This window comes from Vannielia sp. SX4 (genome assembly GCF_052828525.1).
The window spans coordinates 2,509,904-2,533,361 of record NZ_CM128247.1 but is presented as its reverse complement, the minus strand read 5'-3'; the positions used below and the strand labels follow the sequence as shown (position 1 = coordinate 2,533,361).

Genomic DNA, 23,458 nt, shown 5'->3' with positions numbered 1-23,458 from the left:
CTCTCTCGTCATTCGGCGGCTGCACTGATCTCGACGCTGCGCGGAAGCCTCACCACGGCGAGCGCCCCGGCGTGGGCGCCCTCCGTGAACGGCTCGGCATCGGTGAGATCAAGGCTGCCGCCATGTTCTTCGATGATTTTCTTCACGATGGGCAGGCCAAGGCCGGTGCCCTTTTCTCGGGTCGTCACATAGGGCTCGAACAGGCGGCCCCGGTCTTCCGGCAGGCCGATCCCATTGTCGGCCACTTCCACAACGGCTTCGGAACCTTCGGTAAAGAGCCGCACGCGCACTTCCGGCGCGTGGCCCTCGGGCGCGCCTTTTTCCTGAAGGCTCTCAATGGCTTCGCCCGCGTTCTTGATCAGGTTGATCAGCGCCTGGCTGACCATGGTCTCATCGAGATCAGCCACCACACCGCCGGTTTCATCCTCATATTTCAGCGCCTCGCCCTGGCTCTCGCGTTGGAGCAGCACGGCATCGCGAAGTACGGCAGAAAGATCTACCGGCTTGCGGTCAGGTTCGGGCATACGGGCGAACTTGGAGAACTCGTCGACGATGCGACGCAGGTCACCGGTCTGGCGAACTATCACACCAGTGAGCTGATCGAGGCTTTCCGCCTCATCGCCCGCCATAGGCGTGAACTTGCGGCGGATGCGTTCGGCGGAAAGCTGGATCGGGGTCAGCGGGTTCTTGATTTCATGGGCGATCCGGCGGGCCACGTCGCCCCAGGCTGCCATCCGCTGGGCCGTCACCAGTTCCGACACGTCATCGAAGGCGACCACGTAACCCTCGATCTCGCCTTCCTCTCCGCGCCGCCGCGCCATGCGGACCAGCAGCGTTTCCAGCTTGCCCTTGCGGTTCAGGCGGATTTCTTCGCGGGCGATCTCTTTTTCGCCGGTTCTCAGGCGCTCAAGAAGCCCCGCGAACTCGGGGACGGCCTTGCCAACCGCCACGTGCGGATCGCTCTCGTCGCTGAGGTCAAGCAGCGCGAGCGCGGAGCGGTTCATGAACTCAACCTGCCCTGCCGGATCCAGCCCGATCACCCCGGCCGTGACGGAAGAAAGCACCTGCTCGAACAGGCGGCGGCGCTCTTCGATCCGGGCGGAGTTGTCGAGCAGTCGGTCGCGCTGGCCTTTCAGCTGACGGGTCATCTGGTTGAAGATTCGGCCCAGCATGGCGATTTCATCATCGCCGGATTCCTCGATCACGCGCACGTCCAAGTCGCCTTCGCCCACGCGTTGCGCGGCGCCAGTGAGGCGGCCCACCGGGCGGCTCAAACGCTCGGCGAACCAGAGGCCGAGCCAGACCGAGGCGAGAATGAGGATCACCGCAAAGCCCAGATAAATAACGCCAAACTCGAACAACCTGCGCCCGCGCTCCTGCTCGAGCTGGTTGTAAACGGTCACAGTCTCTTCGGTGTCGTCGAGGAGGCTCAGAAGCTGGCCGTCCACCTCTCGGGAGACGTAGAGAAACCTGTCGGGGAAGGCGTTGAGCCGCAGCAGCGCGCGGAATTCGCTGTTAGCCCAGTCCTCGATGATCACCGTCTCGCCTTCGCGGGCGGCCTGCATCTCTGGTTCGGTTGGCTTTTCAAAATCAAACAGATAGCTGCGCTCGCCGCGCGCCCGGATCTCGCCGGTGCTGTCGATCACGAAAGCCTCACGGAGGCCGCGCTGCACTTGCGCTTGCCCCTGCCCCAGCACCTGCCGGATCTGGCCATCACTCACCGCGCCTCGAGCCGCGCGGGCGACATTGAGGTAGCCCGCGAGAACGGTGGCATCTTGCTCAAGGTCGCGCCGGTGCTCTTCCTTGTAGGCCTGTGCGGCCTCCAGCGAGGCCCCCACAACCTCACGCACTCGGTCGGAGAACCAGCTCTCGAGACCGAGGTTGATGGTGAGGCCGGCGAAGACGGCGACCAGCACCGTCGGCACGGCGGCGATCAGCGCGAACACGCCGGTCAGGCGGAGGTGCAGCCGGGAGCCGGCAGACTTGCGGCGGCGGGCCGCGACCAGCTTACCCACCTGCCACAGCACCAGCGCCGCGACGATGAGCACATAGACGATGTCAGCGAGAAGAATCGCCCGGAGCGCGGGCGAGTTGGCACCCTGCCCGAAGGGGCCGAGTGTCAGGTATGTTCCGATTGCCAGCGCAGGGCCAAGAACCACCAACGCGAGCGTCGCCGCGTTGCGCAAACGGCGCAATCTACGCAGTTTAACAAGGCGTTCCCACCCAAACGCTCGTGCGGAGGACCCCACCGCGTGCCTCACATATCTTGTGCCCCCGAAGGGACATACCGCCATATCCCGTGATCTCAACGGAGGTCTGAGACCCCTCTGCCACGGCTCTGTTGCCCTTTTACATCAATTTGCGGCGGCGTGTCACCTGAATATCGAGGTCATTTATCTTCTTGCGGAGGGTATTTCGGTTGATGCCCAGCAAATCGGCGCATTTGGCCTGATTGCCGCCGGTGGCATCGAGCGCGATCTCGATCAGAGGCAGCTCCACCTCCTTGAGAATGCGGGTGTAGAGGCCCGGCGGCGGGAGCGCGCCGCCGTGCAGGTCGAAGTAGCGCCGGAGGTGCTTGGCGACCGAGGCGGAGAGCTTCTCGCCATCGCCGCCGCCCACCAGCGGCTCGATCTCGGGCTGGGAGGAAAGCACCGCCTCCACGTCCGCGAGGCCGATCTGCTCTTCGGTGGCAGTCACAACGAGGCGGCGCACGGTGTTCTCCAACTGACGCACGTTGCCGGGCCAACTGTAGGCGCGGATCAGGTCCATCGCAGGCCCGGCGATGCGGCGCGGCGCGCTGCCCTGCTCGGAGCGGGCCAGAAAGTGCTCGGCCAGCAGCGGGATGTCATCGACCCGTTCGCGGAGGGCGGGCACGTTGATGGTCACGCCGCCGAGCCGGTAGAACAGATCCTGCCGGAAGCCGCCGCCCTCCATCCGCTCCATCAGGTTGCCCTGCGAGGTGCTCATCACCCGCGGCGCGGAATCGCCGAAGGCATCGAGCATCCGTACGATCCGGCCCTGCGCCTCGTCATCAAGGTCGGCGATTTCATCAAAAAGGATCGAACCACCACGCGCCCGGGCAACCACTTGAGCCGGACCATCAGCGCCCTGAAGGTCACTCGGAGACACCACCACGAAGGGCAGCGTGCGCCGGTCGGAAAAGTCATGAATAGCACGTGCAATCAAGGACTTGCCGGTTCCGCTCTCACCCGTGATCAGCACCGGAAGGTCAGTGTTCATGACCTTTGCCACCAGCCGATACAGCCCCTGCATTTGCGGCGTGCGCCCCACCAGCGGCAGATCGCTGTCGGACTGAGGTGCTTCCGTGGTGTCGGCCTTCTGCGAGGCCAGCCGCCGCTTACTTTCCAATGCGCGGGCAGCGCGCTTCATCAAGTCGGGGAGGTCGAAAGGCTTGGGCAGGTAATCATAGGCCTCGGCCTCGGCGGCCTGAATGGCGGTCATGATCGTGTTCTGCGCCGAAATCACGATGACCGGCAGGCCGGGCCGCTCGGCGGAGATTTTCGGCAGCGTTTCCAACCCGTTGCCATCGGGCATGACCACGTCGGAGATCACCAGATCGCCCTTGCCCTCTTCGACCCAGCGCATGAGCGTGACCAGCGACGAGGTGGCGTGAACGCGGCAACCGGCGCGGGTCAGCGCCTGGGTGAGCACCGTGCGTATCGTGCGATCGTCATCTGCGACCAGTACCGTTCCGTCCATCGCGACTAGCTCCTAGTAGTATTCACTATTGCTCAAGTCGGGCGCCACCTGCAGCGACACCCTGAAAACCGTTTTTCCCGGCACCGAATCCACCTGAATCCAGCCGTTGTGCTCGCCGATGATCTTGCTCACCAGCGCCAGCCCGAGGCCGGTGCCGTTTTCACGGCCCGAGACAAAGGGCTCGAAGATCTCGTCGGCGATCTCCTCGGGCAAGCCCGGCCCGTTGTCGGTGATCTCGACCTGTAGCGGCACCGCCGCCCCGCGCCCGTCCTTGCCGCGCAGGCGCAGGGACAGGTCGTAGAAGGTGCGGATCTTGATCGTGCCCTCATGCTCCGGCCCCAGCTTTTCCGAGGCCTCGGCGGCGTTTTTCAGCAGGTTCAGAAAGACCTGAAGCAATTGATCGGCATCCCCCAGCGTGGGCGGCAGCGAGGGGTCATAATCATCGCTGAACTTGATGCTGGCGGCAAAACCCACCTCGGCGGATTTGCGGGCGCGGTCGAGGATGTCGTGGATGTTTACCGGATGCATCAGCGGCGGGCGCACATTGCCGAACTGCTCGACCTGCTCCAGCAGCTTCACGATGCGGCGGCTCTCGGCCACGATCAGATCGGTCAGCTCCAGTTCGGATTTCGGTAGGTTCATCGAGATGAGCTGCGCCGCCCCGGTGATGCCCGCCAGCGGGTTCTTGATTTCATGCGCCAGCATCTCGGCCATGCCGATGGCGCTCTTGGCCGTGGCCTGCACCGAATGCGCCCGGCCCAGTTTGCCCGCGATCTCGCGCGGTGAAATCAGCATGATGAGGCGTTTGCTGTCATCGTTGAGCGGGGCGATTTGGAGGTTGCAGTGAACCGGAGGGCGCTCGCCCGTGCCAAGATCGACATCGTTCACAAAGAGCGCGGCCTGGTTCTTACGGACCCGCTCGAAGCCGCCCTCGAGCGGGGCGGCGACCATGATCTTGTCCCACACATGGTGGCCCTGGAGCGAGCGCAGGGAGGTGTTCAGAAAGGTCTCGGCGGCCGGGTTGATATCGGCGATCTGGTCCTTGTCGTCGAGCAGGATCGCCGGAACCGGCAGCGACACCCAGATGAGATCGTCTTCCATCATCAGGCGGCCTCGCTCTGGCGGGCGGGAATTTCGGCGATAAGGGCGCGCACCTTGGCCGGGTCCGCCTCGGTGAGCACCATGCGGCGCAAGCCGGACGGCGTGCCGCTGGCATCCATGTACCAGCCGAGGTGCTTGCGGGCGGTGCGGTTGCCGAGCGCCTCGCCGTAGAAAGCGATCATGGCGTCGTAGTGATCGAGGATCATTGCGGCGAGCTCCGCGCCCTGCGGAATGCTGGGTACTGGCCCCTGCCCCAACGCATGGGCAATCTCGGCCAGCCGCCACGGCGCGCCCTGCGCCCCGCGGCCGACCATGACGCCATCGGCGCCCGAAGCCTCCAGCGCGGCGCGGGCCGAGGCGGCATCGACGATGTCGCCATTGGCGATGACCGGGATCGAGACGGCTTTTTTGACAGCCCGGATAGCCGCCCAATCGGCACGGCCTTTGTAAAACTGGCAGCGGGTGCGACCGTGGATGGTGACCATCTGCACCCCGGCCTGCTCAGCGCGAACGGCAAGCTCAGGTGCGTTGATCTGGCCGTCATCCCAGCCGAGGCGGCATTTGAGCGTGACCGGCACGCTGACGGCACCCACAACCGCCTCGATCAGCGTGAGCGCGTGGTCGAGATCTTTCATCAGGGCGGAGCCGGAGAGCCCGCCGGTGACCTTTTTGGCCGGGCAGCCCATGTTGATGTCGATGATCTGTGCGCCGTTTTCCTCGACCATGGCGGCGGCTCGGGCCATCCATGTGGCGTCGCGGCCTGCGAGTTGGATCGAGGTGGCCTGTTCGCCGTAGCCCAGTTCGGCCTTTTCGCGCACGCCCGGTTTGGCCTGCACCATCTCTTGGCTGGCGACCATCTCCGACACCACGAGCCCCGCGCCGAACCGCGCGACCAACTGCCGGAACGGCAGGTCGGTGATGCCCGCGAGCGGGGCGAGCAGGACCGGCGGGTCAAGTGTCAGGTTTGCCACGGAAACGGACAAATGCTTAATCCTTGTGCAACGCTTGCTACATATCCGATGGATTGCCCCGGAATGCAAAGCCTAGGGGTGGGGTTTTTCAGGGTCAGACGCAAAGCGATGAATTTTTAGGCGTGCGCCCGGAAGAAACCGCTTTGTGTTGCCCCTCGTTCCGGCAAAGCGTAGAGCGGTGCTGTGCAAAACCGCAGCCCGCATATCGCCGCATTGATCGTCGCCGCCGGGCGCGGAACCCGTGCGGGTGGCCCCATTCCCAAACAATACCAGAGCCTTGGCGGGATGCCGTTACTGGCGCGCACGGTGGGTGTTTTCGCCACGCATGAAAAAGTGGCAAGCGTGTCGGTGGTGATCGGGGCGGAGGATGAAGCCCTCGCTGAGGCCGCCCTGCCGGGCGGCGTGGCGCGGGTTGTCGGAGCCGAGAGCCGGGCTGGATCGGTGGCGGCGGGGTTGGCCGCCTTGCCCGAAGAGGCGAGCCATGTGCTGATCCATGATGGCGCGAGGCCGCTGGTGTCGAAGGCGCTGATTTCACGGGTGATTCAGGCGCTGGAAGATGCCGACGGCGCGGCCCCAGCGCTGGCGGTGACCGATGCGCTTTGGCGGGCCGAGGGCGCGCGGGTAACCGGGGTGCAGCCGCGCGACGGACTGTGGCGGGCGCAGACGCCGCAAGGGTTTGCACTGGCGCCGATCCGCGCGGCGCATGAGGCGTTTCAGGGCGAAGCGGCGGATGATGTTGAGGTGGCGCTGGTCGCAGGGATCGAGGTGGCGCTGGTGGCGGGCGAAGAGCGGAACCTGAAGGTGACCCACCCCGAGGACTTTGCCCGCGCTGAGCGGTTTTTGAAGGAAGATCAGATGGATATCCGGGTTGGCAACGGGTTTGACGTGCATCGCTTTGGCCCCGGCGACCATGTGGTGCTCTGCGGCGTGCAGGTGCCCCACGGGCGCGGACTTCAGGGGCATTCGGATGCGGATGTGGGGATGCATGCGGTGACCGATGCGATCTATGGCGCGCTGGCCGAGGGCGACATCGGGCAGCATTTCCCGCCCAGCGACCCGCAGTGGAAGGGTGCGGCGAGCGAGATTTTTCTCAACCATGCCGTGGGTTTGGCCGGTGAACGTGGGTTTGCCCTTGGCAATGTGGATCTCACGCTGATTTGCGAGCGGCCCAAGATTGGGCCGCAGGCGCAGGCGATGCGGGGGGAGATGGCGCGGATCATGGGGTGCGATATGGGCCGGGTCTCGGTGAAGGCGACGACATCGGAGCGGCTCGGGTTCACTGGGCGGGAAGAAGGGATCGCGGCGATGGCCACGGTTGTTCTGGTGCCGAAATGAAGGCGCTAACACACGGGATCGCCACGTTTTTCTGGGTCGGCCACCTGCGCCCTGCCCCCGGCACATGGGGCTCGCTGGCGGCGCTGCCCGCAGGCTATGCGGTGGCCTATGTTGCGGGCATCTGGGGGCTGGTGCTGGCCACGCTCACCGTGTTCGCGCTGGGGCTCTGGGCCACGGCGGAGGAGACGCGGGGCAAGGCCGAGCACGACCCTTCGGAGATCGTGATCGACGAGGTTGCAGGCCAGTGGATTGCCCTGTTTCCAGTGGTTTACGGCGCGTCGATGATGGGCGCGGAGCTGTATCGGCTGTGGCCTGGCTGGGTGGCGGCCTTTGTGTTCTTCCGGCTGTTCGACATCTGGAAACCGCTGCTCGTGGGCTGGGCCGACCGGCGGGGAGATGCGCTGGGGGTCATGCTGGATGACGTGATCGCCGGGGTGTTTGCGGCGGTGGTGGTGATCGCGCTGGCCGGGCTGGCGCATGGGGTGCTGATGTGAGCATCGCTGCAGAACTGATTGAAACCGCGCGCAAATCCGGCGGGATGCTTGCCACAGCAGAAAGCTGCACCGGCGGGCTGATTGCCGGGGCGATCACCGAGGTGCCCGGGTCATCGGACGTGTTCGACCGGGGCTTCGTGACCTACTCCAATGCTGCCAAGCGCGAGATGCTGGGCGTGGAAAATCAGACGCTTGAGGCCCATGGGGCGGTGTCTGAGGAGGTGGCTGCCGAGATGGCCAAAGGTGCCCTTGCCCGCTCAGAAGCCACCCTTGCCGTCTCGGTCACGGGCATCGCCGGGCCGGGCGGGTCGGAGCACAAGCCGGAGGGGCGGGTATGCTTTGGGTTGGCGTGGGATCAGTTTGTGATCACAGAAACGGTCGAGTTTGGCGCGATCGGGCGGAGCGCGGTGCGGCAAGCAACTGTAAACCGTGCGCTGCGGCTCATGATCGCAAAGCTATCACCGCAATAACAGCCGCTTACGCGCCTTTCTTCACCCCGTAGAGCGCATCTGCCCGCCCTTCAAAGGCCCGCACGATGCGCTGCATGGCCTCGTTGAAGAACATTCCGGCCGCGCCTTGCAGAATCCGGTTCTTGAATTCGAAGTCCACCTCGAAGTGAACCTCGCAACCGCCCTTCACATCCTTGAACTGCCAGACCGAGCGCATGTGCTTGAACGGCCCGTCGATGTAGCGGGTTTCGATCCGCTTCGACTCGGGAAAGAGCCAGACCCTGCTGAGGAAGGTCTCACGAAATACCTTAAACGAAATGACGAGATCGGCCTCCATGATATCGCAGCGACCGAAGCGCTGCTGGCCGTGCTCCAGCTCCTCCGGGGCGACCGGTTTGCGGGAGCGCACGCGGGCTGCGGCGGTCCAAGGCAGGAACTTTGGGTAGTTGGCCACATCGGCGACCAGATCGTACATTTCCTGAGCGGAATAAGGGAGTTGGCGGGTCTCTGCGTGACGGGTCATGAGGCCTGTATCATCGGGTCGGATTGCGCCATGATGAGCCCCAACGCGCTGGAGAATGCAAGGGGGACACATGCCGCAGCGACCGTATGTCATCGATCAGATGATCTCGGCCAAGGCGATTGCCGCGAAGATCGAGGAGTTGGCCCGCAGGATCGAGGCCGAGTTCAAGGGCACCGACAAGCTGGTGGTGATCGGCCTGTTGCGCGGCTCCTTCGTTTTCATCGCTGACCTCGTGCGTGAGATGGATCTGCCGCTGGAGGTCGATTTCATCGAGGCGTCAAGCTATGGCGACGCAATGGAGAGCAGCAAGGAAGTGCGCATTCTCAAGGACTTGCGCGGTGAAATTCATGGGCGCGATGTGCTCGTGGTGGAGGACATCGTGGACACTGGCTTCACCCTGCATCACGTGATCCACATGCTGAAGGCGCGCGAGCCCGCCAAGCTGCGCACCATCGCCCTGCTCGACAAACCCTCGCGCCGGGAAGTGGATTTTGCCGCTGATTTCATAGGCTTCGACATCCCGGATGAATTTGTCGTGGGCTATGGGATCGACTATGCGCAGCGCAACCGCGACCTGCCCTTCATCGGCAAAGTGCGGTTCACCGAAGAGGCATAGGGCGCTGGCTGCAGAAAGCGGTAACAGGTGGCGTTAACCCCGTTGCAGCGCCCATGCAGAAGTGATGCACAACTGATGCACATTCCATGCGCATGTCAGATGACATAGGCCGAAGAACCTTTCAGGACCGTGCGGCGCTGTGATCACAGTTGCGGCGGTCAATCCGCCGCGTTGATGCCCTCGGCAAAGCGCTTGGCGGCGTCTTCCTCCTCGACCGAGAGATACTCGACGAGCGGCTCGCAGGTCTGGATGAAGCCGTCGCGATCTGCATCGGAGGCGTTGTTGATGCCCCAGAGGCAGTAGCCGTAGCCCTGCACCGGGTCCTGCCACCAGCCGGGGGTGGCGGTGACGAATTCGCCAAGGTTGATGCCCGCGAGGCCGAGCCCGCCATCGACCGCCATGCGGAAGGCGAGATAGGCGGCCTCGGGGTTGGGCTCGCCGACCATGCCGTGCTGGTTGAAGAGGCCCACCGCGTTCCACGCCGGGGCGTGCCCGGCGAGAGCGGATTCAGTGTAGAACTCCAGCGCCTTACCCATGTCTTCCTCCACGCCCTGCCCGGTGCGGTAGAAGTTGGCGAGGTTGTAGGCGGCATTGCGCTCGCCCGCCTCGGCGCCGATGGCGTAGAACTCGGCGGCCTTGGCCAGGTCCTTCTCGACCCCTTGGCCGTATTCGTAGATCAGCCCCATGCCATTGCCCGCCGCGCCGTAGCCCGAATCCAGCGCCTGCTGGTAGAGCGCGCGGGCCTTCTCGTGATCGGGGGCCACATCGCCCACGCCCCATTGGTAGAGATGCGCAAGGTTGTTCATCGCCTTCTGATGGCCCTGGGCCACGGCCTTCTCATACCATTCGATCGCGGCTTCCGGGTCGGCCTCGGTGCCTTCGCCGTCCTTCAGGGCAATGGCATAAACGTTCTGCGCATCGGGGTGCCCGGCCTCGGCGGCGGGGATCAGCACGGTGAGGGCCAGTTCCCAGTGGCCGTCGTTATAGGCCTGCCGCGCCTTCTCGACCTCGTCGTCGGTTTGCGCCGCGAGGGGCGCGGCGAGCAGGCAGAGGGCGGCGGGGAGAAAGGGCTTCATGCAGGTGGCTCCTTGAATACGCGGTCTGAAATCCCACGGAGTGTAACAGCCACCTGCCCCGAGAAAAGCAAAACCGCGCCAAGGGGCGGAGATGACAGTCACTTTCATGTCACGCAGATAACATCTGAGCGAGTTGGAGCCGGGGCGCGAGAAACTGCTTGCCGTAACGTAGGGGCGGAGGCCAGTCTCGGAGGGACCGCACCCTCGGGCTGCGGGCCGAACATAGCCAGTGAGTGCCGGGGCATGAGCTTTTCCGGCGCGTAGAACCAGCAGTTGGAGGATTTCATGAAGACCACAGCCAAGCGCATCAGCCTTATTCTGGCTGCATCCCTTGCCGCGAGCGCGGCGTTCGGCGCAGGCCATGCGATGGAGCAGCAGAAGGCCCGTGAAGACCTGATGAAGGTGATGGGCCAGAACCTCGGGGTCTTGGGCAAGATGGCCAAGGGCGAGATGGATTTTGACGGCACTGCTGCCGCCACCGCCGCCGATGCGCTGCACGAGGCCGCGGTGAAGGTGACCGCCGACGAGATGTGGGAAGAGGGGATCGACAGCATGTCGGTCGATGACAGCCGCGCCCTGCCCGAGATCTGGGCGGACTACGATGACTTCAAGGCCAAGGGTGTCGAGCTGATCGCCGCGATCGAAACCGCGCAGGCGGCCACCGGTGAGGGGCTTCAGGCGGTGCAGGCCTCGATGGGCGCGCTCGGCGGTGCCTGCGGCGGCTGCCACAAGGTTTACCGCGCGCCGGAAGAGTAAATGCATCCGATCTTCAGATGGCTGATTGCGGCGGCGCTGGTGGGCGCCGCCGTATTTTGGGTCGTGACCATCCCCGGTGACGTGGATGAGGAGGCGCTGGCCGGGCTCGAGGGCGACCCGGCGCGCGGTGAGGGCCTGTTCTGGGCCGCCGGTTGCGCCAATTGCCATGCCGCGCCGGGCGCCGAGGGCGAAGCGCGGCTGGTGCTGGCGGGCGGGCAGAAGTTCCCCTCTCCCTTCGGCACCTTCCTCGCGCCCAACATTTCGCCCGGAGACGAAGGCATCGGCGGCTGGAGCCTGCACGACCTCGCCCGCGCGATGACCAAGGGCGTGGGCCGGGGCGGCGAGCACCTTTATCCCGCCTTCCCCTACAATTCCTATGACGGCATGGCGCTGCAGGACGTGGCCGACATTCACGCCTATATCGGCACACTGCCCGCCGACAGCACGCCCAGCCAGGCCCATGAGGTGGGTTTTCCGTTCAACATCCGCCGCAGCCTCGGCGGCTGGAAGCTGCTCTTCATGCGCGGCGGCTGGCAGGTGGAGGGCGATCTGACCGAAGAACAGGCGCGTGGGCGCTATCTGGTGGAGACGCTGGCCCATTGCGGCGAGTGCCACAGCCCTCGCAATGCGCTTGGAGGCTGGACGGGCGACTGGCTCGCCGGGGCGCCCTCGCCCGATGGCAAGGGGCGCATCCCCAACATCACGCCCGGCAAGCTGGACTGGTCGGAGGGCGACATTGCCGAATACCTCAAGAGCGGCTTCACGCCCGAGTTCGATACCGCGGGCGGCGAGATGGCCACGGTGGTCGAAAGCACCGCCAAGCTGACAGATGAGGACCGCGGGGCGATTGCGGCTTATCTCAAGGTGGTCCCGCCGATAGAGAACTGACCACGGTCAGATTGCCCCGACCCTGATCTTCATCTTGGTTCAAATATCTCCGGGGGGTGTGGGGGGCTGGCCCCCCACTAAGAGGCGCGGTGTGGGGGGCTGCCCCCCACTCCATCAGTCGTTTCAGATACCGTCCAACGCCTCTTCAAGCGCCGCCCAAAGCGGCTCTACCGGCTCCGTCCCCACCGAGAGGCGCACGAAGCCCGGCGCCACCGCATCCCCCCAGCGCGCGCGGCGCTCGGCGGAGGAATGCACGCCGCCGAAAGAGGTGGCGGGGCGGAGGAAGGGGCAGCTGTCGATAAAGCGCTCGGCGGAGGTCTCATCTGCGAGTGTCAGCCCGATCAGGAACCCGTTGGTCGCCATCTGCGCGGCGGCGAGGTTGTGCGAGGGGTCGTCGGGCAAGCCGGGGTAGCGGCAGGTCGTGACCGCCGGGTGGGCGGCGAGCCGGGGAGCGAGCGCCTCAGCGTTGGCGCACATGGCAGCGAAGCGCAGGTGCAGGGTTTCCAGCGACCGGTGCAACAGCCAGGCCTCGAAGGGGCCGGGAATGCCGCCAGCCACGGTGCGCCACGTGCGGACCCGCTCCATTAGCGCCGCATCGCGCGACGCGACATGGCCCGTGAGATTGTCGGAATGGCCGCCCGGGGCCTTGGTGTCGGAGGCGACCACGACATCGGCGCCAAGGTCCAGCGGGCGCTGGCCGAGAGGGGTCATGGTGGTGTTGTCGACCACGGTCAGCCCCCCTGCCCCGCGCACGGCGGCGCAGGTGACGACGAGGTCAATGAGGTCGAGGCCGGGGTTGGAAGGGGTTTCGATGAAGACCACCGCAAACCCCTCGAACCCGCCCTCGGCAAAGCCCTTGGTGGGGCGTTCGACCACCTCGACCCCCAGCCCTTTAAGGAATTCGTCGCCCAATTTGCGGACGTTGTAATAGCCGTCGGACGGCACCAGCAGCCGGTCCCCTGCCTTCAGCGTGGCAAAGAGCGCGGCGGAGATTGCGCCCATGCCGGAGGGGAAGAGCAGCGCGGGGGCCTCCTCCAGATGGGTCAAAAGGTGCTCGGTCGCCTCCCACGTGGGCTGCTCGGCGCGGCCGTAGCCCGGCACCCCGCCCGGCGTGCCCGGCAGGTGATACATCGAGGCGAGCGTGATCGGCGGGGCGATGGGGTCGCCCTTGGCGAGGGTATGGCCCCGCAGGTGCAGCAGTTCGGCGGCTTTGGTCTCGGTGGTCATTGGGGCCTATGGCATGAAGTTGCAGGAGAGGAGCCGCTTCATCGCCTTGTCGCTTTCACTCACGGCAAAGCGGGCCAGCAGCTCGACATGGGGGGTGGCATCGGGCTGGGCCACAAAGACGGTGGGGCCTTTGAAGATCTCGCTTACGAAGTGGTCCATGTCATCGAGGCTCGCGAAGAAATGCACGAAGCTCCCGTGATCGTCCCAACTGCGGAGCTTGCCCGTGATCGGCGTGCTCTTTTCGCCAAGCGAGGCGAAGGAGAGGAAGGTTTTGCCATCGGGCACGCCGATGGTGGCCCGGGTGCCCTTGGCGAGCTGCATCATCAGGGTGAAGCGCGACTTGCGCCTTGCGGCATCGAACATCGAAAGCTCGATGGTGGCGCCATTGTCGGCCGTGGCGGTGAGCGCGCATTCGCCCGCCCCGGTCCCGGCGGCGGGGCGCTTGATGAGCGTCCAGCCCTCGGCCTGCGCGGCGGGAGCCGTAAGGATGACGGCCAGCAGAGCTGCGAGAATTCTCTTCATTGCGAGCCCCCCGGGCCGGGATCGCAGGCGAGCAGCAGGGCGAGCGCCTCCTCTGCCCCGTCCTCGGTTACGAAGCCAGCAAGGACACCCGCTTCGGGATGAAAGATCGTCAGCCGCCCGGCGCGGGTGGCGAGCATGAAGCGGGCGGCGTCTTGAACCGAGGCGAAGGCGTGCGAGAAGCGCCAGAAGGCGGCATCGGGCTCGAGGGTGCCTTCGAGTTGAACCGCGGCGGCGCCTGCCGGGCGGAAGGCCATGGCCGTGTCGCCATCGGGCAGCGGGAGCAGCTCGCGCAGGCCGGCAGAAAGCCAGAGGTCGAGGCGGAAGGGCGGCGTGTCTGGGCTGGCCTCGGCCACCGCAGGAGCGGTGATGGCCAGCGCCGCACCGTCATCGGAGGTGAGCGCGGCTGTGCAGGTGGCCGTGCCCGGATCATTGCTGACGGTCCAGCCCGCGCCGGTGCCTTGGGCCGTGGCCGGAAGCGCCAGCGCGAGGCAGAGTGCCATGCCGGGCAGCCCCGGCGCGGCGCGGCGGGGCAGCGTCACGCCATCCCCAGCTTCTTCAGCCGGTTCTCCCTCAGGCGGGCAAAGTCGTCGCCCGCGTGGTAGCTGGAGCGGGTGAGCGGCGTGGCCGAGACCATTGAGAACCCCTTGCCCCATGCGGCCTTTTCATAGGCGGCAAACTCCTCGGGGGTCACGAACCGGTCCACCCGGTGGTGCTTGGGCGTGGGCTGGAGGTACTGGCCGATGGTCAGAAAGTCGATGTCGGCGGCGCGCATGTCATCCATCACCTGCATGACCGCCTGTTTGTCTTCACCGAGGCCGACCATGATTCCGGATTTGGTGAACATCGTCGGGTCCAGCTCTTTCACCCGTTGCAGCAGACGCAAGCTGTGGAAGTAGCGCGCGCCGGGCCGCACCTCGGGGTAGAGGCCGGGGACGGTCTCGAGGTTGTGGTTGAAGACATCGGGCTTGGCAGCGACGACCACATCCAGCGCATCGGGCGTGGAGCGGATGAAATCGGGCGTCAGAATTTCGATGGTGGTGCCGGGCGCCTGCTTGCGGATGGCGCGGATCGTCATGGCGAAATGCTCAGCACCGCCATCGTCCACGTCATCCCGGTCCACAGAGGTGATGACCACGTGGTTCAGACCGAGCTTTTTGACCGCATCGGCCACCCGGCCCGGCTCGAACACGTCGAGCGCCTCGGGCGGCTTGCCGGTGGCGATGTTGCAGAAGGTGCAGGCGCGGGTGCAGACCTCGCCCATGATCATCATGGTCGCGTGGCCCTGGCTCCAGCACTCGCCCACGTTGGGGCAACCGGCCTCTTCGCAGACGGTGGTGAGCCGGTTCTCCCGCATGATCTTGGCGGTCTCGTGGTAGCCCTTGGACGTGGGTGCCTTGACCCGGATCCACTCGGGCTTGCGGGGCTGCGGATTGTCCGGCTTGCGGGCCTTCTCGGGGTGGCGCAGGCGGGGCGGGGATTGGTCGTTCATCTGGCTTGGCCTTTCGGGGCGCGTTTGCCCCATAGATAGCGCCAGAGTTGCGCCGGGGAAAGGGCTTGGGGGGTGAGCCATGCACAGGGCGCAGGGCTGGGTGCGGGGCGGTTGCGGGGCAGTTGGAATCGTTCTAGGCAGACCGAAGGAGGAGCGCTGCCCCGACGGGGTGGCAGATCGGATGAAACAGGTCCGGTCGGTGCCCTTCTATGGGGCTGGCTGGATGAAATTTGCGAGGCAAGCCCATGAAAACCGGAATGAAACTTCCTGACGTCACCTTCCACACCCGGGTCCGGGACGAGGCCGTGGGCGGCCCCAACCCGTTCCGCTGGGAAGACAAGACCACTGCCGATTACTTTGGCGGCAAGCGCGTTGTGCTGTTCTCCCTGCCCGGCGCCTTCACCCCCACCTGCTCCACCTACCAGCTGCCCGGTTTCGAGAACGGCTTTGCCGATTTCGCCGCCGAGGGCGTGGATGCGATCTACTGCATGAGCGTGAACGACAGCTTCGTGATGAACCAGTGGGCCAAGGCGCAGGGCCTCGAGAACGTGGCCGTGATCCCCGATGGTTCGGGCGAGTTCACCCGCCGCATGGGCATGCTGGTGCGCAAAGACAACCTCGGTTTCGGCCTGCGTTCGTGGCGCTATGCCGCCGTGGTGAAGGACGGCGTGGTGGAAGCGTGGTTCGAGGAGCCGGGCCTGTGCGACAACCACGGCGAAGACCCCTATGGCGTGTCCTCCCCCGAGACCGTGCTGGCCTGGCTGAAAGAGGCAAACGCGGCTGTGGCGGCCTGATCGGATCGCTTTGATCGGTGGGCAAGTCGCCCACCCTACGGGCGCGGGGGAGACCTCGCGCCTTTTGTTTTTATGGGGGCCGGGGCGGGTCGCGATCTAGGCGGTCAGAGCGCGCCAAGCGGGTTCGTCGACGCTGCGGAGGCGGTCGAGGGCGGCGACGGCTTCGGCCCGGTACTCTTCCCGGCTCTTGGCTTTCACCACCTCGACACCTGCCACCAGCTTGTCGATCTCGGGCAGCGGGGTGCCGGTGGCGGCGGAGAGCGCCTGCAGCGCTTCCAGCACCTTGCCGAGCTGCTTGCCGTAGCTGGCCACCTCGGTTTGCACGCGCTGTTCGATCTCGGGGATGCCCTCGATCTCGGGCGAGAGAAACCGGGGCGTGATCTCTTGGGTCACATCGCCGGAAAAGGGGGCGCGGAGGATGGGGGCCCAGATGTCGAATGGGGATGTCATGGCAATTCTCCTTTGAAATGCCATGAGGGTTGAGGGCGGCGCGGCTTGGGTCAAGCGTGGCGGGCGGGCGATGGGGGGTTTGCGGTGCAAACAAGGGGGGCCGCCCGTTGTTTTGGCGGCGCTGCGGCCTGATTGCGCAGCTTGAGGGGCCGGTCAGACCGTGGCGCGGAGGGCCTTGGCACGGGCGGGCGGCACGGCGCGGATCTCCAGCCCTGTGAAGACGTGGAGCGTGCCCAGTTCCGGATCGACAACCGCATGGTCGGAGACCCAGCCGCCCAGCATCAGGTAGCTGCGCAGCAGCGGCGGCATGCCCAGAAAGGCGCGGCGCGGGTCGGGTTTGCGGCGCAGAAGCCGTGAAAACCGGAAGACCTGCGGCGCCTTCACCCTTGGCAGCCAGCGGCGCGGGGCGAGGTGCTTTTCGCGCAGGAGGGCGAAGGCATCCATGTAGGCCTCGGCCTCGGTGCCCTTGAAGGAGGAGCAGCCGAAGAGCAGCTCGACGCCGTGGCTGTCGACATGGTCGGTCATCCCGGCCCATGCGGCGCGCAGGATGTGCGGGTCGCCCTGCAACTCGGGATGAATGCAGAATCGCCCCATCTCGACCATCGGCCCCTCAAAACCTTCCAGCGGCGACACGTCATAGTACTGCGCCGAGTAGCTGGCGCCGATCTCGGAGCCGCCCGCGAGCGGCAGCAGGCGGAAGGTGCAGCAGAGGCGCCCGGTGCGGGCCTCCTCGATCATCACATGCAGGCAGCGGGTGTCGAAGGCATCTTCATCGCGCGCGGTCTCATCACCGCGAAAGCAGAGGCCGCGCAGGGCCAGCACGGCGGCGAAATCGCCCTCGCTCTCCGCCAGACGCACGCGGTAACGGCCTTTTGTCAGTGCCTTCATCTGCCCGGCCCTCCGCGCATCATTGCGATTCCACGCTGTGCCTCTAGATATGGTTTGGCGCGATCCTAGGCGCAACATGTGACGGAACTGTGGAAGGCTCAGATGGCGGAGATCGAAAAGACGGATGCGGAATGGCGGGCGCAGCTGAGCGACCTTGCCTACAAGGTGACGCGCAAGCATGGCACCGAGCGGGCCTTCACACATGACGACTTCCCCAAGGATGCCGGCACCTTTGCCTGCGTCTGCTGCGGCGCGCCGCTGTTCGACCAGGCCGAAAAGTTTGACAGCGGCACTGGCTGGCCGAGCTTCTGGGCGCCAAAGGAAGGCGCCGAGGTGGGCGAGAGCGTGGATCGCAAGTTCTTCATGACCCGGACCGAGGTGCATTGCGCCCGCTGCGAGGCGCATCTGGGCCATGTCTTCCCCGACGGGCCGCAGCCCACGGGCCTGCGCTACTGCATCAACGGCGTGGCGCTGGAGTTCGAGCCGGAGGAGTGACGCGCATGGGGTGCGCCATGACTGCGCACCCTACGACAGAGCCGCTTCGTAGTCTTCGAGCCACCGGGCCTCGCACCAGACCGGGGACGGGAGGGCGCGGAGGGTGTCGCGTTCGCCGGTCAGGGTGCGCGTGCGGGCCCAGGGAAGAACGCGGTGGGTAATGCAGCCGGTCCAGGCCCGGAGGCGGGCATGGATCTCGGCCTCGGTCATGTCGCCGGGGTGCAGCCTGACGGGCGCGCGGCCGTTGAGGCGGAACTGGTAGACCGGGGGCTGGTGGGGCCAGTGGTCGAAATCCGCGAAGGTCAGTTGCCAGGGATAGTCAGCCGGGATCAGGCGTGGCGGGTTGCGGTCGTCGCTGCTGACGGCGCGCAGGCAGCTGTGGCGGAAGCAGACCAAGGTGTTGACCTCGCCGGCACGGGGGGACTTTCGGGTGAGGCGGAGGATTGCCAGTTCGCGCCCGTCTTCGCGCCAGAAGAGGCTGCGACCGCCGCGCGGCCGGAAGAAGCCTGCGGCCTCGAGGGGCGCGGCGAAGAGGGTTTCGAAGGCGGCTTCGAAGGCGGGTTTGTCCATGAGGTGCAACGCTTGGGGTGAGGCCGCGACGGTGCGACGGGTCACGATTTTTCGTCGAAAAATCGGGTGGCGAGAGCGGGGCGGCGGAGGGTCAAGGTGCGGCGGGCCTCGTCGGTATGGCCCAGTTTCATCAGCACATTGGCATAGGTGAGTTCGAGAAGGTCGCGTTGGGCGCGGCTGCCGCCGATGCGTTCTGCCGTGGGCAGAACGGTGGACATCTCGTCGAGCGCCGCCTGCCACTCCTGCCGCGCGACGTGGCCCCATGTGCGGGCGATGGGGCCGATAAGATCGCCTGCAAAGCCCTTGCTGGCCTCTGTCAGCTTCGCCAGCCGCTCCCCCTGCCCGGCCATCGCATGGGCGAGCGCTGCGTGCATGTCGGCAAAGCTCTGGCCGGGATCGGGGAAGTTTTTGGCGGCGTAGTCGCTGATGGCCTGCCAGCGGGCGGGGTCGACCTCAAACCCCGCCAGTTCGGCGCGGTAGAGCAGTGCGGCGGTGTCCGTCAGCAGGTTGATCGGCAGGCTCTTGGCGCCGCCGGGGCCGACATGGGCATCGAGCAGCGGCCAGAGCGCCTCCGCATCGCCTGATTCCAGCGTCCAGAGCGCGAGGTGCCAGCTGAGGTGGCCGTGCAGCAGGCCCCGGTCATCGTAGTCGGCCAGCCACTCCGCGAGGGTGGCGCGGCCTGCCTCCGTCTCGCCGTCTTCATATTGCGCATGGGCGCGGAAGTGGGCGGCGTGGGCGTTGCGCGGATTGAGCGCGAGGGCCTCGGCCATCAGCGCGTGGGAGGCGGCGGTTTGCCCGGTTTCGCAGAGCGAGAGCGCGTGCATCGACATCATCCACCAGTCGCCGGGATACTGCGGCAGCAGCGCCTCGGTGAAGGCCAGCAGCTCTGCCTCGCGCCCGACCTCGCCGGAGAAGCCGATCAGGCCGAAGATGTTGGTGCAGAGCTGGGCGGCAAGGGCATCGCGCGGGTGGGCCTGCACATGGGCCTTCACCGCCGCGCGGGCCTCGGCGGCGCGGCCTTGCGCGACGAGCGTGAGGATCTCGGCCTGCGCCTGCTCACGCTCGGTGGCCTCTGCGGCGAGGTCGCGGGCGGTGGTAAGGGCGGCGCGCGCCTCACCCATCCGCCCCTCCATCATCCGGGCGCGGCCGAGCGCGGCATGGCCTGCGGCAAAGCGCGGGTCAGCCTCGATCGCGGCCTCGAAACAGGCCGAGGCGCCATAGCCTGCGCAGAGAAAGAGGTGAACGCCCGCGTCATATTGCGCCACGGCCTCCGGCGCGGCGGTGCTCAGCGGGTTGCCGTAGTGATCGTGCTGCATGGGGCGCTCCGGGCCGGGGACGGATGCCCCCGAGCCTAGACGCTGAGGCCCTGATCAGTCGAGGAAGTCTTCGGCGCGGAAGCGGCCGAGGTTGCCCAGAAGCTGACGCAGGAAGCTCACACCCTTGATGTTGCTGTCGGTCACGCGGCGCGACAGGGCGACCACGTTGCCGTCACGCAGGGTGAAGCGCTCGATGTTGCTCACCCGGCCAGACGGGTCGAAGGAGATCGCCAGAAGCTGACGGTCCACGAACTCAGGCTCGCGCGGGCCCCATGTGCGGGTGCGGGCGGAAATGTAATAGAAGCCGGATTCGCGCTGCACGCCGTAGCCTGCGGGCGAGCCAACGGCCTCGACCACGCTTTCGCGGGTGTCCACGCCAACCTGGATTTGCGCAAGGTCCGCATCGGACGGTGTATAGCCGTGGTTGCGCATGCGCGCAGTGCAGGCAGCCAGCGACAGAACCAGCGCCAGCAGCATCAGCCCTTTCGCTGCGCCAGGGCCTGCCCTCCTCAAAGCCGCCATCTTCCCCTCGTGCCTCAGTTTCTTTTGTCTGGTAATCGGCTTACAGAAGGATCGAGGTTACATCAAGAAAGGAAGCGCATGACGGCAGGAGCTGACGCCCGGGTGATCCGGCTCGCGGATCTGACGGTGAAGCGCCCGACGGGGTTTGATCTGGAGCCCGGCGCAGAGGATCTGGGGCGGCTGGCCGATGAGCTGGGCCTGCTGGCGCTGCGCAAGCTGCGCTTTTCGGGCACGCTGAGCCCGGTGGGCAAGCGCGACTGGCGGCTGGAGGCCGACCTTGGCGCGACAGTGGTGCAGCCCTGCGTGGTCACGCTGGACCCGGTGACGACACGGATCGAGGAGAAGGTGCGCCGCCGCTACATGGCGGAGTTCTCCTTTCCCGAAGAGGAAGAGGCGGAGATGCCCGAGGATGACGAGGCCGAGCCGCTGCCCGCCAGCCTCGATCTGGCGGAGGTGATGCAGGAGGCGCTGGCCCTTGCCCTGCCCGCCTTTCCGCGCGCCGAGGGCGTTGAGCTTGGCGAGGCGGTGTTTACCGAGCCGGGCGCAGAGCCGATGACCGAAGAGAAGGTGAAGCCCTTTGCCGGCTTGGCCGATCTGAAGAAACGGATGGAAGAGTAGCCGAGCGGCGCCAGAGGCGAGTTTGCTAAGGTTTTGCGCTTGAAAGTGAAGCGGGCGTGCGCCCTGCCCCGGCCCGCGCCAAAGGCTTAAACTCCGGGCTTGCGTTTGTGGAAAAGTTTCGTATTTTGCCGCCTCCTCGCGGATCGGCGCTTGATCGGTGCTGCGGGGCGGCGTATGACGCGCCGGACGAGATTCCCGAAGACGCCGGGGCCGCGCGAGGCGTGCCCTGCCCAGACCCGAGGTTGTGACATGGCTGTCCCTCAGAATAAGATCACCAAGTCGCGCCGCAACATGCGCCGTTCGCATGATGCGCTGGTGGCTGACAATCCCGCCGAGTGCTCCAACTGCGGCGAGCTGAAGCGCCCCCACCACGTGTGCGGCGCCTGCGGCCACTACGACGACAAGGAAATCGTCGCTGCTGCCGACGAGATCGACTTCGACGAAGACGCTGCTTGAGTTTGATTGATCGCGCGTGCGGACATGAGTGACGCCGCCGACACCCAAGCTCCAAAGCTCCCGGCCCTTTCGGGCCGGGTTGTCATTTCTGTCGATGCGATGGGCGGCGATGCGGGCCCGGCTGCCGTGGTGGCCGGGATCGCGAAGTCTGCTGCCAAGAATCCTGATATTGCCTTCATCCTGCACGGCCCTGCCGCCGAGCTGCGCCCGCTGGTGGAAAAGCGAAAGCTCGCCAGCCGCGTGGTGATCCGCGATGCGAGCGGCGTGGTGAAGATGGATGACAAGCCGAGCCAGGTGATGCGGCACGGCAAGGACACCTCGATGTGGGCCACGATTCAGGCCGTCGAGAAGGGCGAGGCCTCGGTGGCGGTGAGCTGCGGCAACACCGGTGCGCTGATGGCCGTGAGCATGCTCCGGCTGCGCAAGATCGAGGGCGTGAACCGCCCGGCCATCGCCTGCCTCTGGCCCTCGCGCAACCCGCAGGGCTTCAACATCATGCTCGACGTGGGCGCCGACATTCGCGCCGACCAGCAGGACCTGCTGCAATACGCGCTGATGGGCATGAGCTATGCCCGCAATGGCATGGGGCTGAAGCGCCCGCGCGTGGGCCTGCTGAACGTGGGCACCGAAGAGCACAAGGGGCGCGCCGAGCTGAAGGTGGCCCATGACATGATTCAGGATGCCGCCGCGAAGAACGATTTCGACTTTGTCGGTTTCGTCGAGGGTGGCGATATTCCGAGCGATCGGGTCGATGTGATCGTGACCGATGGCTTCACCGGCAATATCGCGCTGAAGACCGGCGAGGGCACCGCCAAGCTGATTGGCCAGTTCCTCCGCGAGGCCTTCAAGCACACGCCGCTCAGCCGCCTTGCCGCGCTGCTCGCGCTCACCTCGCTGAAGCGCCTGAACAAGCGGATCGACCCGCGCCGGGTAAATGGCGGGGTCTTCCTTGGGCTCAACGGCACCGTGGTCAAGAGCCACGGCGGGGCCGATGCCACCGGGGTTTCGGCGGCGATCAAACTGGCCTTCACTCTCGCCCAGTCGCGCTTCAGTGAGCGGCTGGCGGCGCGCCTTGCATCGGTGGGCCACGCGGGGCAGGATGCGCCGGATAACGAATGATTGCGGGCGCACTGCGCCTTGCACAACGAATGAGAAGAGGCATCTGAGAGCATGGTGGTGCGAGCCGTTGTGAGAGGCGTCGGGCATTATCTGCCCGAGCGTGTGGTGCCCAATGCATGGTTCGAGGACCGGCTGGACACCTCCAACGAATGGATCGTCTCGCGCTCCGGCATCGAGCGCCGCCACTTTGCCGCGCCCGGCGAGACCACCAGCCAGATGGCCGCCCATGCCGCCCGCAACGCGCTGGCGCAGGCCGGGCTCGAGCCGTCGGACATCGACGCCGTGGTGGTCGCCACGTCCTCCCCCGATTTCACCTTCCCCTCCGCCGCCACGATGGTGCAGGCCGAGCTGGGCATGGAGGGCGGGTTTGCCTTTGATATTCAGGCGGTCTGCGCCGGGTTCGTCTATGCGCTTTCGAACGCGCAGGGGCTGATCCTTGGCGGGCAGGCCAAGCGGGTGCTGGTGATCGGCGCCGAGACCTTCAGCCGCCTGCTCGACATGGAAGACCGCGCCACCTGCGTGCTCTTCGGCGATGGCGCTGGCGCGCTGGTGCTGGAGGCCGCCGAGGGCGAGGGCACAGTGGAAGATCGGGGCATTCTGGCCACCGATCTCAACTCCGATGGCCGCTACCGTGAGCTGCTTTACGTTGATGGCGGGGTCTCGACCACGCGGACCACGGGCTTTTTGCGGATGGAGGGCAAGGAGGTGTTCCGCCATGCCGTCGAGAAGCTGGCCGCTACCGCCCATACCGCGCTGGAGAAGGCCGGGCTGAGCGACGAGAACGTGGACTGGCTGGTGCCGCATCAGGCCAACCTGCGGATCATCACCGCCACCGCCAAGAAGATGGGCCTGCCGATGGAGAAGGTCGTTGTGACCGTGCAGGACCACGGCAACACCTCTGCCGCCTCGATCCCGCTGGCGCTCTCGGTCGGCGTGGCCGAGGGCAAGATTCAGCCCGGGCAGATCGTGGTCTGCGAAGCGATCGGCGGCGGCCTCGCCTGGGGTGCTGTGGTGCTGCGCTGGTAGCAACGGCGCAGGCCGACTCACCCCTTGGAAGACCCCG

General features: G+C 66.1%; 27 protein-coding genes. 12 read left to right on the top strand and 15 right to left on the bottom strand.

The window, feature by feature from the left end; all coding sequences use genetic code 11:
- Window positions 1–8: 8 nt before the first annotated feature.
- From ACUXVX_RS12520 to dusB, 4 genes are read right to left on the bottom strand one after another with little or no spacing between them, the layout of a single operon-like run.
- Entirely contained in the window at window positions 9–2,294 is a 2,286-nt protein-coding gene (locus tag ACUXVX_RS12520; RefSeq protein ID WP_446308555.1) for an ATP-binding protein, read from the bottom strand.
- Between the two features lie 55 nt (window positions 2,295–2,349).
- Complete coding sequence (locus tag ACUXVX_RS12515; protein WP_222469249.1) at window positions 2,350–3,720, bottom strand: response regulator; 1,371 nt, start codon at window positions 3,718–3,720, stop codon at window positions 2,350–2,352.
- A gap of 12 nt (window positions 3,721–3,732) precedes the next feature.
- Window positions 3,733–4,824, bottom strand: a complete 1,092-nt coding sequence (locus ACUXVX_RS12510; RefSeq protein WP_446308554.1) for a two-component system sensor histidine kinase NtrB — start codon at window positions 4,822–4,824, stop codon at window positions 3,733–3,735.
- Window positions 4,824–5,804, bottom strand: a complete 981-nt coding sequence (gene dusB / locus ACUXVX_RS12505) for a tRNA dihydrouridine synthase DusB (protein WP_446308553.1) — start codon at window positions 5,802–5,804, stop codon at window positions 4,824–4,826. Before dusB ends, ACUXVX_RS12510 begins: the two co-directional genes overlap by 1 nt.
- Before the next feature lie 171 nt (window positions 5,805–5,975).
- Between dusB and ACUXVX_RS12500 the strand changes: the two genes are divergently transcribed.
- Genes ACUXVX_RS12500 through ACUXVX_RS12490 form a run of 3 tightly spaced genes read left to right on the top strand, consistent with a single transcriptional unit; the run spans window position 5,976 to window position 8,091 of the window.
- Entirely contained in the window at window positions 5,976–7,127 is a 1,152-nt protein-coding gene (locus ACUXVX_RS12500) for a bifunctional 2-C-methyl-D-erythritol 4-phosphate cytidylyltransferase/2-C-methyl-D-erythritol 2,4-cyclodiphosphate synthase (RefSeq protein ID WP_446308552.1), read from the top strand.
- Window positions 7,124–7,621: a phosphatidylglycerophosphatase A family protein gene (locus ACUXVX_RS12495; protein WP_446308551.1), complete on the top strand. Its 498-nt coding sequence runs from the start codon at window positions 7,124–7,126 to the stop codon at window positions 7,619–7,621. The genes ACUXVX_RS12500 and ACUXVX_RS12495 overlap by 4 nt, the downstream gene beginning before the upstream one ends.
- A 44-nt stretch (window positions 7,622–7,665) precedes the next feature.
- Window positions 7,666–8,091, top strand: a complete 426-nt coding sequence (locus ACUXVX_RS12490) for a CinA family protein (protein WP_446311534.1) — start codon at window positions 7,666–7,668, stop codon at window positions 8,089–8,091.
- Window positions 8,092–8,098: 7 nt separating this feature from the next.
- Here ACUXVX_RS12490 and ACUXVX_RS12485 read toward each other — a convergent pair whose 3' ends face one another.
- Complete coding sequence (locus ACUXVX_RS12485; RefSeq protein WP_446308550.1) at window positions 8,099–8,593, bottom strand: type II toxin-antitoxin system RatA family toxin; 495 nt, start codon at window positions 8,591–8,593, stop codon at window positions 8,099–8,101.
- Between the two features lie 70 nt (window positions 8,594–8,663).
- Between ACUXVX_RS12485 and hpt the strand changes: the two genes are divergently transcribed.
- Complete coding sequence (gene hpt / locus ACUXVX_RS12480; protein WP_222469255.1) at window positions 8,664–9,209, top strand: hypoxanthine phosphoribosyltransferase; 546 nt, start codon at window positions 8,664–8,666, stop codon at window positions 9,207–9,209.
- 158 nt (window positions 9,210–9,367) lie between these two features.
- On the opposite strand, the gene ACUXVX_RS12475 is transcribed toward hpt, so the two are convergent.
- Complete coding sequence (locus tag ACUXVX_RS12475) at window positions 9,368–10,285, bottom strand: tetratricopeptide repeat protein (protein ID WP_446308549.1); 918 nt, start codon at window positions 10,283–10,285, stop codon at window positions 9,368–9,370.
- A gap of 285 nt (window positions 10,286–10,570) precedes the next feature.
- Here ACUXVX_RS12475 and ACUXVX_RS12470 point away from each other — a divergent pair, with 285 nt between their 5' ends.
- Together ACUXVX_RS12470 and ACUXVX_RS12465 are read left to right on the top strand one after the other, a co-directional pair.
- Window positions 10,571–11,041 carry a c-type cytochrome gene (locus ACUXVX_RS12470; protein WP_222493076.1) on the top strand — a complete coding sequence of 157 codons (471 nt, stop codon included), beginning with the start codon at window positions 10,571–10,573 and terminating at the stop codon, window positions 11,039–11,041.
- Window positions 11,042–11,929, top strand: coding sequence for a c-type cytochrome (locus ACUXVX_RS12465; RefSeq protein ID WP_446308548.1), 888 nt, complete (start codon window positions 11,042–11,044; stop codon window positions 11,927–11,929).
- Between the two features lie 123 nt (window positions 11,930–12,052).
- Here ACUXVX_RS12465 and ACUXVX_RS12460 read toward each other — a convergent pair whose 3' ends face one another.
- From ACUXVX_RS12460 to lipA, 4 genes are read right to left on the bottom strand one after another with little or no spacing between them, the layout of a single operon-like run.
- Window positions 12,053–13,156, bottom strand: a complete 1,104-nt coding sequence (locus ACUXVX_RS12460) for a cystathionine gamma-lyase (RefSeq protein ID WP_446308547.1) — start codon at window positions 13,154–13,156, stop codon at window positions 12,053–12,055.
- Between the two features lie 6 nt (window positions 13,157–13,162).
- Entirely contained in the window at window positions 13,163–13,678 is a 516-nt protein-coding gene (locus ACUXVX_RS12455) for a hypothetical protein (RefSeq protein ID WP_446308546.1), read from the bottom strand.
- Complete coding sequence (locus ACUXVX_RS12450) at window positions 13,675–14,217, bottom strand: hypothetical protein (protein ID WP_446308545.1); 543 nt, start codon at window positions 14,215–14,217, stop codon at window positions 13,675–13,677. The genes ACUXVX_RS12455 and ACUXVX_RS12450 overlap by 4 nt, the downstream gene beginning before the upstream one ends.
- Window positions 14,214–15,167, bottom strand: coding sequence for a lipoyl synthase (gene lipA / locus ACUXVX_RS12445; RefSeq protein ID WP_446308544.1), 954 nt, complete (start codon window positions 15,165–15,167; stop codon window positions 14,214–14,216). The genes ACUXVX_RS12450 and lipA overlap by 4 nt, the downstream gene beginning before the upstream one ends.
- Window positions 15,168–15,412: 245 nt before the next feature.
- Here lipA and ACUXVX_RS12440 point away from each other — a divergent pair, with 245 nt between their 5' ends.
- Complete coding sequence (locus ACUXVX_RS12440) at window positions 15,413–15,961, top strand: peroxiredoxin (protein WP_222469263.1); 549 nt, start codon at window positions 15,413–15,415, stop codon at window positions 15,959–15,961.
- 96 nt (window positions 15,962–16,057) lie between these two features.
- On the opposite strand, the gene ACUXVX_RS12435 is transcribed toward ACUXVX_RS12440, so the two are convergent.
- Both ACUXVX_RS12435 and ACUXVX_RS12430 read right to left on the bottom strand, forming a co-directional pair.
- Entirely contained in the window at window positions 16,058–16,411 is a 354-nt protein-coding gene (locus tag ACUXVX_RS12435) for a hypothetical protein (RefSeq protein WP_222493071.1), read from the bottom strand.
- A 153-nt stretch (window positions 16,412–16,564) separates the two neighbouring features.
- Window positions 16,565–17,299, bottom strand: coding sequence for a GNAT family N-acetyltransferase (locus ACUXVX_RS12430; RefSeq protein WP_222493070.1), 735 nt, complete (start codon window positions 17,297–17,299; stop codon window positions 16,565–16,567).
- Between the two features lie 102 nt (window positions 17,300–17,401).
- On the opposite strand from ACUXVX_RS12430, the gene msrB reads away from it, so the two are divergent.
- Window positions 17,402–17,794, top strand: coding sequence for a peptide-methionine (R)-S-oxide reductase MsrB (msrB, locus tag ACUXVX_RS12425; protein WP_222470988.1), 393 nt, complete (start codon window positions 17,402–17,404; stop codon window positions 17,792–17,794).
- A gap of 30 nt (window positions 17,795–17,824) precedes the next feature.
- Here the strand turns inward: msrB and ACUXVX_RS12420 are convergent, their stop codons facing one another.
- From ACUXVX_RS12420 to ACUXVX_RS12410, 3 genes are read right to left on the bottom strand one after another with little or no spacing between them, the layout of a single operon-like run.
- Window positions 17,825–18,364 carry a hypothetical protein gene (locus tag ACUXVX_RS12420; protein ID WP_446308543.1) on the bottom strand — a complete coding sequence of 180 codons (540 nt, stop codon included), beginning with the start codon at window positions 18,362–18,364 and terminating at the stop codon, window positions 17,825–17,827.
- A 41-nt stretch (window positions 18,365–18,405) separates the two neighbouring features.
- Window positions 18,406–19,680, bottom strand: coding sequence for a tetratricopeptide repeat protein (locus ACUXVX_RS12415; RefSeq protein WP_446308542.1), 1,275 nt, complete (start codon window positions 19,678–19,680; stop codon window positions 18,406–18,408).
- A 54-nt stretch (window positions 19,681–19,734) separates the two neighbouring features.
- Window positions 19,735–20,157 (bottom strand): outer membrane protein assembly factor BamE, encoded by a 423-nt coding sequence (locus ACUXVX_RS12410; protein WP_261385167.1) that lies wholly within the window; start codon window positions 20,155–20,157, stop codon window positions 19,735–19,737.
- A 123-nt stretch (window positions 20,158–20,280) separates the two neighbouring features.
- On the opposite strand from ACUXVX_RS12410, the gene ACUXVX_RS12405 reads away from it, so the two are divergent.
- From ACUXVX_RS12405 to ACUXVX_RS12390, 4 genes are all read left to right on the top strand, one after another.
- Window positions 20,281–20,820 carry a YceD family protein gene (locus tag ACUXVX_RS12405; protein ID WP_222469268.1) on the top strand — a complete coding sequence of 180 codons (540 nt, stop codon included), beginning with the start codon at window positions 20,281–20,283 and terminating at the stop codon, window positions 20,818–20,820.
- Window positions 20,821–21,069: 249 nt separating this feature from the next.
- Window positions 21,070–21,276, top strand: coding sequence for a 50S ribosomal protein L32 (gene rpmF, locus ACUXVX_RS12400; RefSeq protein ID WP_222469269.1), 207 nt, complete (start codon window positions 21,070–21,072; stop codon window positions 21,274–21,276).
- 24 nt (window positions 21,277–21,300) lie between these two features.
- Window positions 21,301–22,395, top strand: a complete 1,095-nt coding sequence (gene plsX / locus ACUXVX_RS12395; protein WP_222493062.1) for a phosphate acyltransferase PlsX — start codon at window positions 21,301–21,303, stop codon at window positions 22,393–22,395.
- Window positions 22,396–22,446: 51 nt separating this feature from the next.
- Entirely contained in the window at window positions 22,447–23,421 is a 975-nt protein-coding gene (locus ACUXVX_RS12390) for a beta-ketoacyl-ACP synthase III (RefSeq protein WP_222469271.1), read from the top strand.
- Window positions 23,422–23,458 lie beyond the last annotated feature (37 nt).